The sequence below is a fragment of the Aeromonas sp. Y318-1 genome (assembly GCF_027706125.1).
GTDB lineage: Bacteria > Pseudomonadota > Gammaproteobacteria > Enterobacterales > Aeromonadaceae > Aeromonas > Aeromonas hydrophila.
In genome coordinates, this window is the sequence record NZ_JAPDCM010000016.1 from 71,837 (window position 1) to 86,622 (window position 14,786).

15 protein-coding genes are annotated in these 14,786 nt (G+C 60.1%); 7 read left to right on the forward strand and 8 right to left on the reverse strand.

The window, feature by feature from the left end; translation table 11 throughout:
• The first annotated feature begins 18 nt into the window (after window positions 1–18).
• Window positions 19–702: a response regulator gene (locus tag OKB87_RS20225; RefSeq protein ID WP_011704058.1), complete on the forward strand. Its 684-nt coding sequence runs from the start codon at window positions 19–21 to the stop codon at window positions 700–702.
• Window positions 703–706: 4 nt separating this feature from the next.
• Here the strand turns inward: OKB87_RS20225 and OKB87_RS20230 are convergent, their stop codons facing one another.
• Complete coding sequence (locus tag OKB87_RS20230) at window positions 707–1,834, reverse strand: multidrug effflux MFS transporter (protein WP_270828371.1); 1,128 nt, start codon at window positions 1,832–1,834, stop codon at window positions 707–709.
• Window positions 1,835–1,926: 92 nt separating this feature from the next.
• Here OKB87_RS20230 and OKB87_RS20235 point away from each other — a divergent pair, with 92 nt between their 5' ends.
• The gene (locus tag OKB87_RS20235; protein ID WP_270828372.1) at window positions 1,927–2,751 is read left to right on the forward strand and encodes an AraC family transcriptional regulator; all 825 of its coding nucleotides are present in this window, start codon (window positions 1,927–1,929) and stop codon (window positions 2,749–2,751) included.
• Here the strand turns inward: OKB87_RS20235 and OKB87_RS20240 are convergent.
• Window positions 2,681–2,914 (reverse strand): hypothetical protein, encoded by a 234-nt coding sequence (locus OKB87_RS20240; RefSeq protein WP_270828373.1) that lies wholly within the window; start codon window positions 2,912–2,914, stop codon window positions 2,681–2,683. The genes OKB87_RS20235 and OKB87_RS20240 overlap by 71 nt on opposite strands.
• Window positions 2,915–3,197: 283 nt before the next feature.
• Between OKB87_RS20240 and OKB87_RS20245 the strand changes: the two genes are divergently transcribed.
• On the forward strand, window positions 3,198–4,448 hold the full coding sequence (locus OKB87_RS20245) for a valine--pyruvate transaminase (protein ID WP_270828374.1): 1,251 nt from the start codon (window positions 3,198–3,200) through the stop codon (window positions 4,446–4,448).
• A gap of 73 nt (window positions 4,449–4,521) precedes the next feature.
• Here the strand turns inward: OKB87_RS20245 and OKB87_RS20250 are convergent, their stop codons facing one another.
• Window positions 4,522–4,959, reverse strand: coding sequence for an Hsp20 family protein (locus OKB87_RS20250; protein WP_076362540.1), 438 nt, complete (start codon window positions 4,957–4,959; stop codon window positions 4,522–4,524).
• 92 nt (window positions 4,960–5,051) lie between these two features.
• A complete protein-coding gene (locus tag OKB87_RS20255) occupies window positions 5,052–5,465 on the reverse strand; it encodes an Hsp20 family protein (RefSeq protein ID WP_010635612.1) in 414 nt (137 codons plus the stop codon).
• A gap of 234 nt (window positions 5,466–5,699) precedes the next feature.
• On the opposite strand from OKB87_RS20255, the gene OKB87_RS20260 reads away from it, so the two are divergent.
• Window positions 5,700–6,404 (forward strand): helix-turn-helix transcriptional regulator, encoded by a 705-nt coding sequence (locus OKB87_RS20260; RefSeq protein WP_263680988.1) that lies wholly within the window; start codon window positions 5,700–5,702, stop codon window positions 6,402–6,404.
• Window positions 6,405–6,470: 66 nt separating this feature from the next.
• Complete coding sequence (locus OKB87_RS20265; protein ID WP_270828375.1) at window positions 6,471–6,848, forward strand: VOC family protein; 378 nt, start codon at window positions 6,471–6,473, stop codon at window positions 6,846–6,848.
• Between the two features lie 116 nt (window positions 6,849–6,964).
• Here OKB87_RS20265 and gyrB read toward each other — a convergent pair whose 3' ends face one another.
• The 4 genes from gyrB to dnaA form a co-directional block, all read right to left on the reverse strand.
• On the reverse strand, window positions 6,965–9,376 hold the full coding sequence (gene gyrB / locus OKB87_RS20270; RefSeq protein ID WP_016348869.1) for a DNA topoisomerase (ATP-hydrolyzing) subunit B: 2,412 nt from the start codon (window positions 9,374–9,376) through the stop codon (window positions 6,965–6,967).
• Window positions 9,373–10,476 (reverse strand): DNA replication/repair protein RecF, encoded by a 1,104-nt coding sequence (gene recF / locus OKB87_RS20275; protein ID WP_259232340.1) that lies wholly within the window; start codon window positions 10,474–10,476, stop codon window positions 9,373–9,375. The genes gyrB and recF overlap by 4 nt, the downstream gene beginning before the upstream one ends.
• A gap of 2 nt (window positions 10,477–10,478) precedes the next feature.
• On the reverse strand, window positions 10,479–11,582 hold the full coding sequence (dnaN, locus tag OKB87_RS20280; protein ID WP_011704048.1) for a DNA polymerase III subunit beta: 1,104 nt from the start codon (window positions 11,580–11,582) through the stop codon (window positions 10,479–10,481).
• 83 nt (window positions 11,583–11,665) lie between these two features.
• On the reverse strand, window positions 11,666–13,036 hold the full coding sequence (dnaA, locus tag OKB87_RS20285; RefSeq protein WP_005307141.1) for a chromosomal replication initiator protein DnaA: 1,371 nt from the start codon (window positions 13,034–13,036) through the stop codon (window positions 11,666–11,668).
• A gap of 313 nt (window positions 13,037–13,349) precedes the next feature.
• Here dnaA and OKB87_RS20290 point away from each other — a divergent pair, with 313 nt between their 5' ends.
• Together OKB87_RS20290 and OKB87_RS20295 are read left to right on the forward strand one after the other, a co-directional pair.
• Window positions 13,350–14,108 carry an amino acid ABC transporter substrate-binding protein gene (locus OKB87_RS20290; protein WP_005307144.1) on the forward strand — a complete coding sequence of 253 codons (759 nt, stop codon included), beginning with the start codon at window positions 13,350–13,352 and terminating at the stop codon, window positions 14,106–14,108.
• Window positions 14,109–14,777 (forward strand): amino acid ABC transporter permease, encoded by a 669-nt coding sequence (locus tag OKB87_RS20295; RefSeq protein WP_011707929.1) that lies wholly within the window; start codon window positions 14,109–14,111, stop codon window positions 14,775–14,777.
• The last annotated feature ends 9 nt before the right edge of the window (window positions 14,778–14,786 follow it).

The following is a 14,786-nucleotide window of genomic DNA, read 5'->3' on the forward strand; positions in this document are numbered from 1 at the left end:
TATCCAGCTGGAGGCTGAATGGCTCACATACTGGTCATCGACGACGAGGCGGCCATCCGCCGTTTTTTGCGGATCAGCCTGATCGCCGAGGGGCATCAGGTGAGCGAGGCGGTCGGTGTCAACGAGGGGTTGGCGCAGTATCGCCACCTCAATCCCGATCTGGTGATCCTGGACCTCGGCCTGCCGGACGGAGACGGCATTCAGGTGTTGCAGGCCATTCGCGAGCACCATCAGCACCCGGTACTGGTGCTGTCGGCACGGGACTCTGAACAGGAGAAGGTGCGCTTGCTGGATGCGGGGGCCAACGACTACATGAGCAAGCCGTTCGGCATCGGCGAGATGATGGCCCGCATCCGGGTACTGTTGCGCCAGCGGGCCGGGGTCAGCAGCGGCGAGCAGCGCCACTTCCCCCAGTGCGGGCTGACCCTGGACAGCAGCAGCCACAGGGTCACCCTGGGGGAAGAAGAGGTGCCCCTCTCCCGCAAGGAGTTCGCCCTGCTGCAGGCACTGGTGTGCCACCCCGGCAAGCTGGTGCTGCAGACCCAGCTGCTCAACGACATCTGGGGACCAAGCCACAAAGAAGACACCCACTACCTGCGCATCGTCATCGCCAGCCTGCGCAAGAAGCTGGGAGATAACCCCCAGCAACCCACCCTGATCGAGACCGAATCCGGCATCGGCTACCGCTTTATCGGCAGCTGATGTTTCACGTGGAACGACGCCAACCACAGCAGAGGGCCAGCAGACCGCAACCACCGAGCAGCAGACCGAGATCCTGCAAGCTGGCGGCAACCGCCAACCCCAGGCTGAGCAACAGGTAGTAACCGAGCCCGAACAGGGCACCGGCACTGCCTGCCACCTCCCGATAGGCCAGCAGCGCCTGGCTCAGCACATTGGGGATCGCCAGCCCGAACGCCACCACCACCCCCATCATGGGCACCAGGAACCAGAGCGAAGCCTGACTGGCCCACACCAGCCAGCCGGACCCCAGCGCCAACGCGGCGGCGAGCCGGATCAGCGAGGCTGGCGACCAGCCACGCCCCAGCAGGCGCTTGTTGAGCAGGCTGCCCCCCAGGGTTGCCAGCGCCAGCAAGATGCCGGAGTAACCAAACTCACCTGCACTCAACCCCAGCCCGGCAAACAGGAAGGGAGCCAGGCTGTAGTAGCCGAACAGCATGGTGTTGAACAGCGCCACCAATGCGGCGCTGCGCCACAAGGCTGCATCACGCACCATCCGTTGTGCCAGCGGCCAGAGCGCCACCCGCTGGGTGATGGCCGGCCGGGTTTCCGGCAGTTGCCAGCAAGTGACCAGCAGCAATCCAACTGCCAATACCAGCAGGGCGCTGAATACCCCCAGATAACCGAACCCGCTCGCCAGCTGGCCGCCGCTCACCAGTCCCAGCACCGGACTGAGGGAGAGCGCGATGCCCATCACCGAAAAGACCCGCGCCAGATCGCTGCCCTGATAGCTGTCGCGCAGCATGGTCTGGGTCACCACAGAGCCCACGGCGGCGCCGAAGGCCGCGATGACCCGGGCCAACAGCAGGGTTTCAAATTGAGTGGCCAGCAACGCCAGCAGAGTGCCGGCGCCATAGGTCATCAGCCCCGCCAGCATGGCGGGACGCCGCCCGACCAGATCGCACAGTCGGCCCCAGCAGACCACGCCCGCCGCAAACGCCAGAAAATAGACCGATAGGGTCTGGGATGCCTGCCCCTCGCTCACCCGAAACTGGCTGGCGATATGGGTCAGCACCGGGCTGTAGATGGTCTCCACTATCTGCGGAAACATCATCAATCCAACCACCAGCCAAAGCGGTGGCAACTTGTTGTTCATGACAAACCTCCTTCACAAGAGGCCGTCATTCTAGAGTGATGCCGATTGTCCGATTACAATAAGCAGGACTATAAACATCAATAATCGGACATATGGCTTTTATTCTTCCCGATCACCCTTTTGACCCGGATCAGCACGACGGCAGCGCCATCGGGATCGCCTCCGCCCTCGGCTGGCACGACTCCGGCCGTCATCAGCACAAACGCCATCAGCTGCTGTTCGCCCAGGCCGGCTGCATGACCATAGAGCTGGACGATCAGGTCTGCCTGCTGCCGCCGACGCGGGCGGCCTGGCTGCCGGTAGGGCTGCCCCATCGGGTGCTGATGCGCGGAGTGGTGGCGTATCGCTCCCTCTACTTCCAGCCGGAGCCCGGTTTGCCGACCGAGATGGCGGTGCTGGCGGTCAACCCGCTGCTGCGGGAGATCATCGAACGGATGGCGATCTGGCCGTGGGACAAACCGGCAGCGGAGCAGCATTGCACGCTGGCGCTGTTGCAGGAGGAGCTGGCGCAAGCGCCTCGGGAGTCCTGGCAGTTGCCGCTGCCGTCAGACTCGCGTCTGGCCGGCTGGCTGCAGGAAGTGAAGCGGGGCGACACCCTGCCCGATCGGCTCAACCGGCTGGCCGAACGGGTGGGTGCCAGTGACAAGACCATAGGTCGTATCTTCATGCGGGAGACCGGCATGAGCTACCAGGCCTGGCGCCAGCAGTGGCGACTATTGCGGGCGCTGGAACTGCTGGCCGAGGCCGAACCCATCAGCCGGGTAGCGGCAACGCTGGAGTTCGCCAGCGACAGCGCCTTCATCAGCTTCTTCAGACAACACACGGGGCAGACCCCGCTGCGCTATCTCAACTCTCGGGGTGAGTCGCATCGGCCGAGCTCGCCTCCACCACCAGGGTCTCCAGCGCCAGCGGTTTGAGGTTGTGAATAGCCTCCTCCACCACCGCATGGGAGGCCTGCTGCTGCTGGGCCGCTATCTCCTGCGCCAGCTTGGCGCAATCCAGTTCGGGTCTGGGGTACTCGTCAGCCATGACGTTCAGGCTCAGGCTGCTGGCAATCAAGGTTGCGATCAGGATTTTCATCTGGTGTGCTCCGGTGTGGTTGAGATGACCAGATAGCTATTCCAATTGTTGTGCCACATCTATAACAACATGATTTTGTTAAAATTAATTGTTTTTAGATGATAAGTGGCGCCAGTTGGAGAACATCCTGTAGTCAGGATTGAACCAACAAGTGGTCATTTTCACCACGCTTAATTTTTGTCTGCTGTTCCACGTGGAACGTCCCATTTTTTTGATCGACACCCGCTTTTAAACTGAGCTATGGTGCTAGCTCCCCCGTAACTGACTCTGGATCTGTCACCGAATGGAATTTTCCTTGTTCGGCGAGAAGTTCACTCGCCATGCCGGTATTACCCAACTCATGGATGACCTTAATCAGGGGCTGACCAATCCGGACGCCATCATGCTGGGTGGCGGCAACCCGGCCCCCATCCCCGCCATGCTGGAACGTTTTCAGGCCGAGGCCAAGAGCCTGCTCGACAACGGCGAGCTGGTGAAGGCGATGGCCAACTACGATGGCCCCCAGGGCAAGGACAGGTTCACCAAAGCGCTGGCGGCCCTGCTCAGCAAAGAGCTGGGCTGGGACATCTCCGCCCGCAACATCGCCCTCACCAACGGCAGCCAGAACGCCTTCTTCTATCTGTTCAACCTGCTGGCGGGCGAATTTGCCGATGGCCGCAAGAAGAAGGTGCTGTTCCCGCTCGCCCCCGAGTACATCGGCTATGCCGACTCGGCACTGGCGGACGACTACTTCGTGGCCTATAAGCCCACCATAGAGAAGCTGGCCGACGGCCAGTTCAAGTACCACGTGGACTTCGAGAGCCTGCAGGTGGGTGACGACATCGGGGTGATCTGCGTCTCCCGACCCACCAACCCCACCGGCAACGTGCTGACCGATGAAGAGATCGAGCACCTCGATCAGATTGCCCGCGACAAGGGCATTCCGCTGCTGATCGACAACGCCTACGGCGTCCCCTTCCCGGGCATCATCTTCAGCGAGGCCAAGCCGTTCTGGAACGCCAATACCATCCTCTGCATGAGCCTCTCCAAGCTCGGCCTGCCGGGCACCCGCTGCGGCATCGTCATCGCCGACGAGAAGATCATTCAGGCCATCACCAACCTGAGCGGCATCATCAATCTGGCACCGGGCAGTCTGGGGCCCGCTATCACCATTCCGATGATCGAGAGCGGCGAGATCATCGCCCTCAGCGAACAGGTGGTGAAACCCTTCTATCGGCAGAAGGCGGAGCTGGCGGTGCAACTGCTGCGCGAAGCGATCCCCGATCCTCGCTTTCACATCCACAAGCCGGAAGGCGCTCTCTTCCTCTGGCTCTGGTTCGAAGGCCTGCCGATCCACTGTCAGGAGCTGTACGAGCGACTGAAGGCGAAGAACCTGCTGATCGTGCCGGGGCACTACTTCTTCCCCGGCATAGACGATCCGGAGTGGCGTCACAGCCAGGAGTGCATCCGCCTCAACTACTCCCAGAGCGAGGAGCTGGTACGGCGCGGCATCACCATCCTGGCCGACGAGATCAACGCCCTCTACGCCGGCTAAGCCAGTTCGGCGATACAAAAACAGAGAGGCCTGCACATGCAGGCCTCTCTTGTTTATTGCGCGCCCGGTTTGCTTAACCGGGCAGTGCCAGCTGATCGGGCTTGCCGATCGGGATGGCACGAGGCTTGAGCGCCTCCGGCAGCTCGCGCGCCAGATCGATGGTCAGCAGCCCATGCTCCAGCTTGGCGCCCTGCACTTCCACATGCTGGCTCAGCTTGAAGGCGAGCTCGAAGTCGCGCTCGGCGATCCCCTGATGGAGGAACTGGCGTTCATCGGCGGCGGCCTTGCGCCCCTTCACCTTGAGGGTGCCGTTTTCGGTCTCCAGCTCCAGCTCTTCGCGCTCGAAGCCGGCCACGGCAACCGTGATGCGATAGCCGTCGTGATCGCGCTTTTCGATGTTGTACGGGGGGTAAGCGGCAGTCTTCTGCTCGAACAGACCTTCCAGCTCACGGGCCATCCGCTCGAAGCCGACGGCGTTGGAATAGAGATGAGAAAAATCGAGGTTACGCATAATCCTATCCTTCTATAAGCAACAGGTTTCACTTCTCCACGGGCCCGTCATCGGCACCCGGGAAACGTCAACAATTCAATGAGGTCAGGCTATCAGCCGTTGATCTCGATCTTGCGGGGCTTCATCGCCTCGGGCACTTCGCGCACCAGGTCGATGTGCAGCAGACCATTTTTCAGATCGGCCCCCTTCACCCGCACATAGTCAGCCAGCTGGAAGCGACGCTCGAAACCGCGTTCGGCTATGCCTTGGTAGAGGTAGTTGCGCTCGGTATCGGCCTGCTTGTTGCCCTTCACCGTCAGCAGATTTTCCTGGAAGCTCAGCTCCAGCTCTTCCTGGGTAAAGCCCGCCACCGCCATGCTGATGCGGTAGTCGCTGTCACCCAGCTGCTCGATGTTGTAGGGGGGATAACCGGCATTGCCATTGCTGGCCGCAGATTCGATGAGATTGGCCAGACGATCAAAACCGATGGCAGAACGATAGAGCGGAGAAAAGTCGATAGAACGCATAGTATTATCCTCTTTTGAGCGATAACTGATTGTTTGCCCTCCTGATGGACGGGCGCCTGGTCGAAACCTCTGTCGAGCGTTCCGGCCTTGTTATCTATATAGGGGCCCGCTTTCGGCTTTCAAGGGCTCTGCTCGAAAAATCTTCTCGCCGCCCGTGGCAGGCCTTTTCCACATTCAGCTTTCTCCCCCAGTCACAACATGGCACCCTGAGCGGAGATCTTGAGGAGCCATATCATGTCCCGTTCAGAACGCCTGCTGGCCCTGCTCCAGCTGCTGCGCGGCCACCGCTACGCCATCACCGGCAGCGAATTGGCCAGCCAGCTTGGCATCAGCCTGCGCACCCTCTATCGGGATATCGCCACCCTGCAGGCACAGGGCGCCCACATCGAGGGGGAAGCGGGCATCGGCTATGTGCTTCGCCCCGGCTTCATGCTGCCGCCGCTGATGTTCAGCGAGGAGGAGCTGGATGCGCTGGTGCTGGGCTCACGCTGGGTGGCGGCTCATGCCGACCATGCCCTCAGTACCGCCGCCAGCAGCGCGCTGGCCAAGATAGAGGCCGTGCTGCCCACCGACTATCGCCAGCAGCTCCAGAGCAATGCCCTGCTAATCGGCACCTCCCGCAGCGACAGCCTCACCGATGAAGCCCCCCTGCGCAGTGCCATCCGCCAGCAACGCAAGGTGATCCTGGGCTATCGGGATCTCAAGGAGAAGAGTTCGGAGCGCACCGTCTGGCCCTGTGCCCTCGGCTACTTCGACCAGGTGCGGGTATTGGTGGCCTGGTGCGAGCTACGCCAGGACTTTCGCCACTTTCGGGTAGATCGCATTACCCGGATGCAACCGCAAGATTGCCGCTATCCAAAAAGCAGAGAGAGCCTGCTGAAGGAGTGGCGCACCACCCAGCAGATCCCGCAGCCGAAATTCATTGCTGACAGAAACTGACAGCAGGCAGCGCCATGCTGACGGGGTCGGCGCCGATGCGCCATCTCATCAGCAAGGAGCATCACCATGTTAGTCCCCCAGATCACCATCCTCTACGTTGCCAACCCGACCCGCAGCGCGCTCTTCTACCGCGAGCTGTTCGGGCGTGAACCGGTGGAGGAGTCACCTACCTTTGCCATGTTCGTGTTCGAATCGGGCGCCAGACTGGCACTCTGGTCCAGCGCCACAGTCGAGCCCGCCGTGACCCAAACAGCCGGGGCCATGGAGCTGGCCTTCGCCCTCCCCGATGATGCCGCCGTCGATAGACAGTCTGCCGAATGGCAGGCGCGCGGGTTAACACTGATCCAGGCACCGACCCGGATGGAGTTTGGCTACACCTGCATGGCGCTCGATCCGGATGGCCATCGTCTGCGCCTCTACTGCCCGGCCCCCGAACTGGGCTGAGCCGGCACCATCAAGACGGAGCCATGTTTCACGTGGAACGTGCAACCTTCTTCACCAGGAAAACAAAAAGCCGCTCACAGGGAGCGGCTTTTTTATATCGAGCTGACAGCGCCGAATTAGACGTCGAGGTTGGCCACGCGCAGGGCGTTGGTCTCGATGAAATCACGACGCGGCTCAACGGCATCACCCATCAGGGTGGAGAAGAGCTGGTCCGCACCGACGGCGTCGTCGATGGTGACGCGCAGCATGCGACGGGCTTCCGGATCCATGGTGGTTTCCCACAGCTGGTCCGGGTTCATCTCGCCCAGCCCCTTATAGCGCTGGATGTAGATGCCGCGCTTGCCTTCGCCCATCAGCCACTCGACCGCTTCGACGAAGCTGGCGACCGGCTTCACCTTCTCGCCACGCTTGATGTAACCACCTTCCTCGATCAGGTTGGCGATCTCCTTGCCCAGCGAGACCAGCTGACGGTACTCGGAGGATTGCAGGAAGTCGTAGCTGAGCGGGTATTCGCGGTCGACCCCGTGCTGGCGTACCACGGCATGCGGCACGAACAGACGGCGCTCTTCGTCGTGGCGCACCTGCATCTGGTACTGGATGCCGTGGTTGCTCTCGTTGAGCACGGCTTCCATGCTCTGGCACCAGGCCAGCAGATCGCTCTCGCTGCTGAGCAGCGCTTCGTTCAGCTCCGGCTGATAGATCAGCTGGGTCAGCACGGCTTCCGGCGCACGGCGGGACATACGGGTGATCAGGTGAGTCACCGAGCGATGCTGGTTGACCAGGCGCTCCAGCGCCTCGCCACCGATGGCCGGAGCGGACTCGTTGACATGCAGAGTCGCACCGTCCAGCGCCATGGCGGTCTGGTACTGCAGCAGCGCATCTTCGTCTTTCAGATACTGCTCCTGCTTGCCCTTCTTCACCTTGTAGAGCGGCGGCTGGGCGATGTAGACGTAGCCACGCTCGATGATTTCCGGCATCTGACGATAGAAGAAGGTCAGCAGCAGGGTACGGATGTGCGCACCATCGACGTCCGCATCGGTCATGATGATGATGTTGTGATAACGCAGCTTGTCCGGGTTGTACTCGTCACGACCGATGCCACAGCCCAGTGCGGTGATCAGGGTGCCCACCTCCTGGGAAGAGATCATCTTGTCGAAACGGGCCTTCTCCACGTTCAGGATCTTGCCCTTGAGCGGCAGGATGGCCTGGTTCTTCCGGTTGCGACCCTGCTTGGCGGAACCGCCAGCAGAGTCCCCTTCCACTATGTAGAGTTCGGAGAGCGCCGGGTCTTTTTCCTGACAGTCGGCCAGCTTGCCGGGCAGACCGGCGATATCCAGCGCGCCTTTGCGGCGAGTCAGTTCGCGGGCCTTGCGGGCCGCCTCACGGGCACGGGCCGCATCGATGATCTTGTTGACCACGATCTTGGCATCGCCCGGGTTTTCCAGCAGGAAGTCGGCCAGCTTCTCACCCATCGCCTGTTCGACGGCGGTCTTCACTTCGGAAGAGACCAGCTTGTCCTTGGTCTGGGAGGAGAACTTAGGGTCAGGCACCTTGACGGAGATAACGGCAATTAGACCTTCACGCACGTCGTCGCCACTGGCGGCAGACTTGGCCTTCTTGCTGTAGTCCTCCTTGTCCATGTAGGAGTTCAGAGTACGGGTCAGCGCGGTACGGAAGCCCACCAGGTGGGTACCACCATCGCGCTGCGGAATGTTGTTGGTGAAGCAGTAGACCCCTTCCTGATAGGCGTCGTTCCACTGCATCGCCACTTCGACGCCGATGCCGTCCTGCTCGGTGGTGAAGTGGAACACTTTCGGGTGGATCGGGGTTTTGTTCTGGTTCAGGTATTCGACGAACGCCTTGATGCCGCCTTCATAGCAGAAGTGCGCCTCACGACCGTCACGCTCATCCAGCAGGCGGATGGAGACGCCGGAGTTGAGGAAGGAGAGCTCACGCAGACGCTTGGCCAGGATCTCGTAGTGGAACAGAGTATCGCTGAAGATGGTCGGGCTCGGCCAGAAGCGAACTTCGGTCCCGGTGCCGGTGCTGTCGCCAATCTGCTTGAGCGGTGCCTGCGGCTCACCCAGGTGATAGGTCTGCTCGTAGACATGGCCGTTGCGACGGATGGTCAGCAGCAGCTTGTCAGAGAGGGCGTTTACCACGGAGACGCCGACGCCGTGCAGACCACCAGAGACCTTGTAGGAGTTGTCGTCGAACTTGCCGCCCGCGTGCAGCACGGTCATGATGACTTCGGCAGCGGAGCGACCCTCTTCCGGGTGGATGTCGACAGGAATACCACGACCGTTGTCACGGACGGAGACGGAACCGTCGGAATGGATCTTGACCTGAATATCGGAGCAGTAGCCGGCCAGAGCCTCGTCAATGGAGTTGTCGACGACCTCGAACACCATGTGGTGCAGACCCGAGCCATCATCCGTATCGCCGATATACATCCCCGGGCGCTTGCGGACCGCATCCAGGCCCTTCAGTACCTTGATATTCGAGGAGTCGTAAGTATTTTCACTCATAGCTTACTCTCTGCCTTCTCTAACGTTTCGGAGATCTTGCCTTGTTCCACGTGGAACAACTTGCAGTCATTCGCATCCATCATGTCTGCGAGCTGACCGGTGTCGATGGCGGTAATGAATACCTGGGACGCACACTGCTTCAGCCTTGCGGCCAGCAGCCGGCGCTTGTCGACATCCAGTTCAGAGGCAAAATCATCAATTAAAAAAATACAGCCACGGCTGCTATGTTGATTCAAATAGAGCCCTTGGGCCAGTCGCATGGCACAGACCAGCAACTTCAACTGACCCCTGGACAAAATATCCTGAGCGGGGACGCCGTTCGCCTTGAGTCGCACATCGGCCTTCTGTGGGCCTACTCCTGTGTAACCCAGCGCCCGATCCCGCTCAAACCCCGCTTCCAGCAATTCATTGAGCGGGGTATCTTTTTCCCAGCCTCGATAGAATCCAAGGCTGATATCGAATTCCGGCAAAAAATCCGCCGTCATCTCCTTGATCAGGGGCGTAATGGCCTGACAATAACTGGCGCGAAACTCGGCCAATTCACCGCCCAGCCGTACCAATTCCTGATCCCAGTACGCCAGCTGGCGATACTGGCTGCTCTGACGCAGCAGCGCATTGCGCTGTTTCAGCAGCCGACGCACTCGTCCCCACAGGGCAAAGAAGGTCGACTCCTGATGAAAAACACCCCAGTCGAGCCAGGCCCGACGAGCCTGTGGCCCGCCGGTCAGCAGATTGAAGCCATCCGGATGGATCAACTGCACCGGCAGCAATTCGGCCAGCTCGGCCAGGCGCTGGGCCTGGGCACCGGCGATCTTGAGCTGGGTCTCGCCACTCTTGTCCTTGGCGAGGCCGATGGGCACCTGGCGCCCTTCCAGTTCACACTGGGCAAACAGGGTAAACGCCCTCTCCCCCTGGCGGATGACCCGCCCGGTCAGGTGAGTACGAAAGGAGCGACCGAGACCGAGGTAGTGAATGGCTTCCAGCACGCTGGTCTTGCCGCTGCCGTTGCACCCGACCAGGATATTGAGGCCGGGCGACAGCGTGAGACTGGCCTGCTGGATATTGCGAAAGTCGCTGAGCTGGAGTTTGACCAGGGACACGACTAGATCCGCATCGGCATTACCACGTACTGAGCATCCTGACTGTCAAAATCCTCAATAATGGCGCTGCTGATGGAATCGCTCAGGCTGATCCGGATTTGGTCACATTTTAACGTATTCAGCACGTCCAGCACATAAGAGACGTTGAAACCAATCTCCATCTCGCCGGCTTCGTATTGTACGTCAAGCAACTCTTCGGCTTCTTCCTGTTCCGGGTTGTTGGCGGTGATGCGCAGCAGGTTTTCCTGCAGATTGAGACGCACCCCACGGAATTTCTCGTTGGAGAGGATGGCGGCACGGGCAAAGGCCTGGCGCAGATCCTCACGACCGGCGATCAGGGCCTTGTCGCTGTTGCGCGGAATGACGCGGCGCCAGTCCGGGAAGCGGCCATCCACCAGCTTGGAGGTAAAGATGAAGCCGTCGAGGGCGGCACGCAGGTTGCTGCGGCCGATCTGCAGCCGTACCGGCTTGTCTTCCGCTTCCAGCAGGCGCACCAGTTCCAGCACGCCCTTGCGCGGCAGGATGACCTGATGATCGGGCAGCGATTCCGTTACCACCTCGCGGCGGCAGGTCGCCAGCCGGTGACCGTCGGTCGCCACGGTACGCAGGCCGTGGCCTTCGCTCTCGAACAGCATGCCGTTCAGGTAGTAACGCACGTCCTGGCTGGCCATGGAGAACTGGGTGGCATCGATGAGCTTTTTCAGCTCCAGCTGGCCGATGTCGAACTCGAGCACGGATTCCCAATCCTCGATGTTCGGGTATTCGGTAGCCGGCAGGGTCGACAGGTTGAAGCGGGAACGGCCGGAACGGATGATCAGGCGCTCGCCTTCGGTATTGAGGCGAATGTCCGCCCCTTCCGGCAGACCGCGGCAGATGTCCAGCAGCTTGCGCGCCGGCACAGTGGTGCGGCCATCCTGACTGTCGCTGTTGAGATAGACCTGACCGATCATCTCCACTTCGAGGTCGGTCCCGGTCAGTGACAGCAGACCGTTGCTGACATCCAGCAGCACGTTGCCGAGGATTGGCAGGGTCGGCCGGCCACCGAGGGCACCGGACACCAGTTGCAGAGGACGTAACAGGGCCTCACGGCTAATTTCGAGCTGCATCTGTGCTCTCCGTTGTTATTAGGAGGAAAAGGTTCGGATCAGGTTGGAATATTCGAACTGCATCTGTCCACTCCGTTCCGTTGTCAGGAAGAAAGGGTACGGATCAGGTTGGAATAGTCTTCCTTGATGTCGTGACTCTCTTCCTTCAGCTGCTCGATCTTGCGGCAGGCATGAAGCACGGTAGTGTGGTCACGACCACCAAAGGCATCACCTATCTCCGGCAAGCTATGGTTGGTCAGCTCCTTGGCCAGCGCCATCGCCAGCTGGCGTGGGCGGGCAACGGAGCGGGAACGCCGCTTGGAGAGCAGATCCGCCAGCTTGATCTTGTAGTACTCCGCCACCGTCTTCTGGATGTTGTCGATGGTGACCAGCTTCTCCTGCAGCGCCAGCAGGTCGCGCAGCGCTTCACGCACGAAGTCGATATTGATCGCCCGACCGGTAAAGTTGGCGTTGGCAATCACCCGGTTGAGGGCACCTTCCAGCTCGCGCACGTTGGAGCGCAGCCGCTTGGCGATGAAGAAGGCTACTTCGTCCGGCAGGTGGATCTGGTTCTCGTCCGCTTTGCGCATCAGGATCGCCACCCGGGTTTCCAGCTCCGGCGGCTCGATCGCCACCGTCAGGCCCCAGCCGAAGCGGGACTTGAGACGATCTTCCACCCCGTTGATCTCCTTCGGATAACGATCCGAGGTCAGGATGATCTGCTGGTTGCCTTCGAGCAGGGCGTTGAAGGTGTGGAAGAACTCCTCTTGGGAGCGCTCCTTGTTGGCAAAGAACTGGATGTCATCGATGAGCAGGGCATCGACGCTACGGTAATAACGCTTGAACTCTTCAATGGCGTTATTCTGCAGCGCCTTCACCATGTCCTGCACAAACCGTTCGGAGTGCATGTAGATGACCTTGGCGTCCTGCTTTCGCTCCTTGATGGCGTTGCCGACGGCATGCAGCAGGTGGGTTTTGCCCAGACCGGTGCCGCCATAGAGGAACAGCGGGTTGTAGGCCCCGCCCGGATTGTCGGCAACCTGACGGGCAGCCGCACGGGCCAACTGGTTGGACTTACCCTCGACGAAATTCTCGAAGGTATAGTTCACGTTGGTGTTGCTCTTGTGGTTCGGCTCGGGTTTGGCCTCGGCCTTGCTTTCCCAGCTCTTCTGCGAGTTATTCACAGGATCCGCACCCCGCGCCGGCGCTCTGGCGACCGCGACGGGATGGGGACGATTACCGATGTCAAAACGCAGAGTGGGGCCGTCGACCCCGCAGAGTTCATTGATGATGCCGTTCACCCGGATGAGATACTTGTCTCGAACCCAGTCCAGAACAAAGCGATTCGGTGCATACAGGGTCAGAGTATTGTCACTCAACTCCGCTTGAAGCGGCCGGATCCACATGCTGAATTCTGCCGAGGGCAACTCATCTTGCAGCCGGTTAAGGCACTGCTGCCATAGCGAAGCAGTCACTCTAAACTCCCGTCGATTGATTAACTAAAGACCGGCTATTCTACGTTTTTAGCGGCTGGATCTCTAGCCGCGACCTCGCGGATCCAGCAAATAAGATCCTTGACTTTCAAGGATCCAGCAGCGCCGAATCCGATTTCATCCCCAAAGTTACCCACAGCCAGATCCATCGACAGGGGCACCAAAGATCCAGACCTGAAGCGGTTATTTTATATAACCAAATATCATTTATTCTTTAGCTTTTATTCCAATAACATCAGCGCAAATCCAGTGTTTACAACTAAAAATACAGAACAACAGAGAGAGAGGAATCCCCATGACGTCATCCATCAAGCTGGTCTCCGGCGCCGCCATTTTGCTGGCCGCCCTGTCCGGTCAAGCCATCGCCCAGGAAACCATCAAGGTCGGCATGTCCGGCAAGTACTTCCCGTTCACCTTCGTCAAGCAGGACAAGCTGCAGGGCTTCGAGGTGGATATGTGGAACCAGATCGGTGAGCGCACCGGCTACAAGGTCGAATTCGTGACCGCCAGCTTCTCCGGCCTGTTCGGCATGCTGGAAACCGGCCGCGTCGATACCATCTCCAACCAGATCACCATCACCGACGAGCGCAAGGCCAAGTACGCCTTCTCCCAGCCCTACGTCTATGACGGTGCCCAGATCGTGGTCCGCAAGGGCAACAGCACCATTCACGGCATCAAGGATCTGGAAGGCAAGAAGGTGGCGGTGAACCTAGGCTCCAACTTCGAAGAACTGCTGCGCAAGAACGACCCGAACAAGAAGATCGACATCCGCACCTATGACTCCGCCTTCGAGCAGGATGTCGCCCTGGGCCGCATCGACGCCTTCGTGATGGACCGCGTCTCCACCGCCCAGCTGATCAAAGAGTCCAAGCTGCCGCTGCAACAGGCCGGCGCACCGTTCGAAACCATCGAGAACGCCCTGCCCTTCCTGAAAACGCCTGAAAAGCAGGCGCTGCTGAAGAAGGTCGACGATGCCCTCACCGCCATGCGCAAGGACGGTTCCCTGCGTCAGATCTCTGAAAAATGGTTCGCTTCCGACATCACCGACAAATAAATGATGGAATTTGACCTCGAATACACGCTGGGGCTGTTTCCCATCCTGCTCAAATATCTGGGCACCACGATGGAGATGGCCCTGTGGGGATTCGTCCTGGCACTCGTACTGTCGCTGGCCCTGGCGATAGTACGGGTGTTTCGCGTTCCCGTGATCCACTGGCTGGCGATGCTCTATATCTCGTTTTTCAGGGGTACACCGCTACTCGTCCAGCTGTTCCTGCTCTATTACGGGCTGCCGCAGCTGTTCCCCATCTTCGTGGGAATGGATGCCTTTACCGCCGCCATCGTCGGCCTAACCCTGCACTTTGCCGCCTACATGGCCGAATCGATCCGCGCCTCCATCATTGGCATCCACAAGAGCCAGATGGAAGCTGCCCTCAGTATCGGCATGAGCCGCTACCAGGCGATGCAGCGGATCATATTGCCGCAGGCGGCCCGCATCGCGACCCCGTCGCTGATGAACTACTTCATCGACATGATCAAGAGCACCTCGCTGGCCTTTACCCTGGGGGTGGCCGAGATCATGGGCAAGGCGCAGATGGAAGCCTCCTCCTCCTTCAAGTTCTTCGAGAGCTTCATGGCGGTGGCGCTGGTCTACTGGGTGGTGGTGATCTTCTTTACCCGCTTGCAGCATCTGCTGGAAGTCCGTCTCAACCGTGCCTATTAAAGGAGGGCC

What these genes read in the sequence shown, in the direction of transcription:
- gyrB (WP_016348869.1), bottom strand. Translation starts at nt 9,376, where the DNA reads ATGAGTGAAAATACTTACGACTCCTCGAATATCAAGGTACTGAAGGGC.
- OKB87_RS20235 (WP_270828372.1), top strand. Translation starts at nt 1,927, where the DNA reads ATGGCTTTTATTCTTCCCGATCACCCTTTTGACCCGGATCAGCACGAC.
- dnaN (WP_011704048.1), bottom strand. Translation starts at nt 11,582, where the DNA reads ATGCAGCTCGAAATTAGCCGTGAGGCCCTGTTACGTCCTCTGCAACTG.
- OKB87_RS20265 (WP_270828375.1), top strand. Translation starts at nt 6,471, where the DNA reads ATGTTAGTCCCCCAGATCACCATCCTCTACGTTGCCAACCCGACCCGC.
- OKB87_RS20255 (WP_010635612.1), bottom strand. Translation starts at nt 5,465, where the DNA reads ATGCGTTCTATCGACTTTTCTCCGCTCTATCGTTCTGCCATCGGTTTT.
- OKB87_RS20245 (WP_270828374.1), top strand. Translation starts at nt 3,198, where the DNA reads ATGGAATTTTCCTTGTTCGGCGAGAAGTTCACTCGCCATGCCGGTATT.
- OKB87_RS20290 (WP_005307144.1), top strand. Translation starts at nt 13,350, where the DNA reads ATGACGTCATCCATCAAGCTGGTCTCCGGCGCCGCCATTTTGCTGGCC.
- OKB87_RS20260 (WP_263680988.1), top strand. Translation starts at nt 5,700, where the DNA reads ATGTCCCGTTCAGAACGCCTGCTGGCCCTGCTCCAGCTGCTGCGCGGC.
- OKB87_RS20250 (WP_076362540.1), bottom strand. Translation starts at nt 4,959, where the DNA reads ATGCGTAACCTCGATTTTTCTCATCTCTATTCCAACGCCGTCGGCTTC.
- OKB87_RS20225 (WP_011704058.1), top strand. Translation starts at nt 19, where the DNA reads ATGGCTCACATACTGGTCATCGACGACGAGGCGGCCATCCGCCGTTTT.
- OKB87_RS20295 (WP_011707929.1), top strand. Translation starts at nt 14,109, where the DNA reads ATGATGGAATTTGACCTCGAATACACGCTGGGGCTGTTTCCCATCCTG.
- OKB87_RS20230 (WP_270828371.1), bottom strand. Translation starts at nt 1,834, where the DNA reads ATGAACAACAAGTTGCCACCGCTTTGGCTGGTGGTTGGATTGATGATG.
- OKB87_RS20240 (WP_270828373.1), bottom strand. Translation starts at nt 2,914, where the DNA reads ATGAAAATCCTGATCGCAACCTTGATTGCCAGCAGCCTGAGCCTGAAC.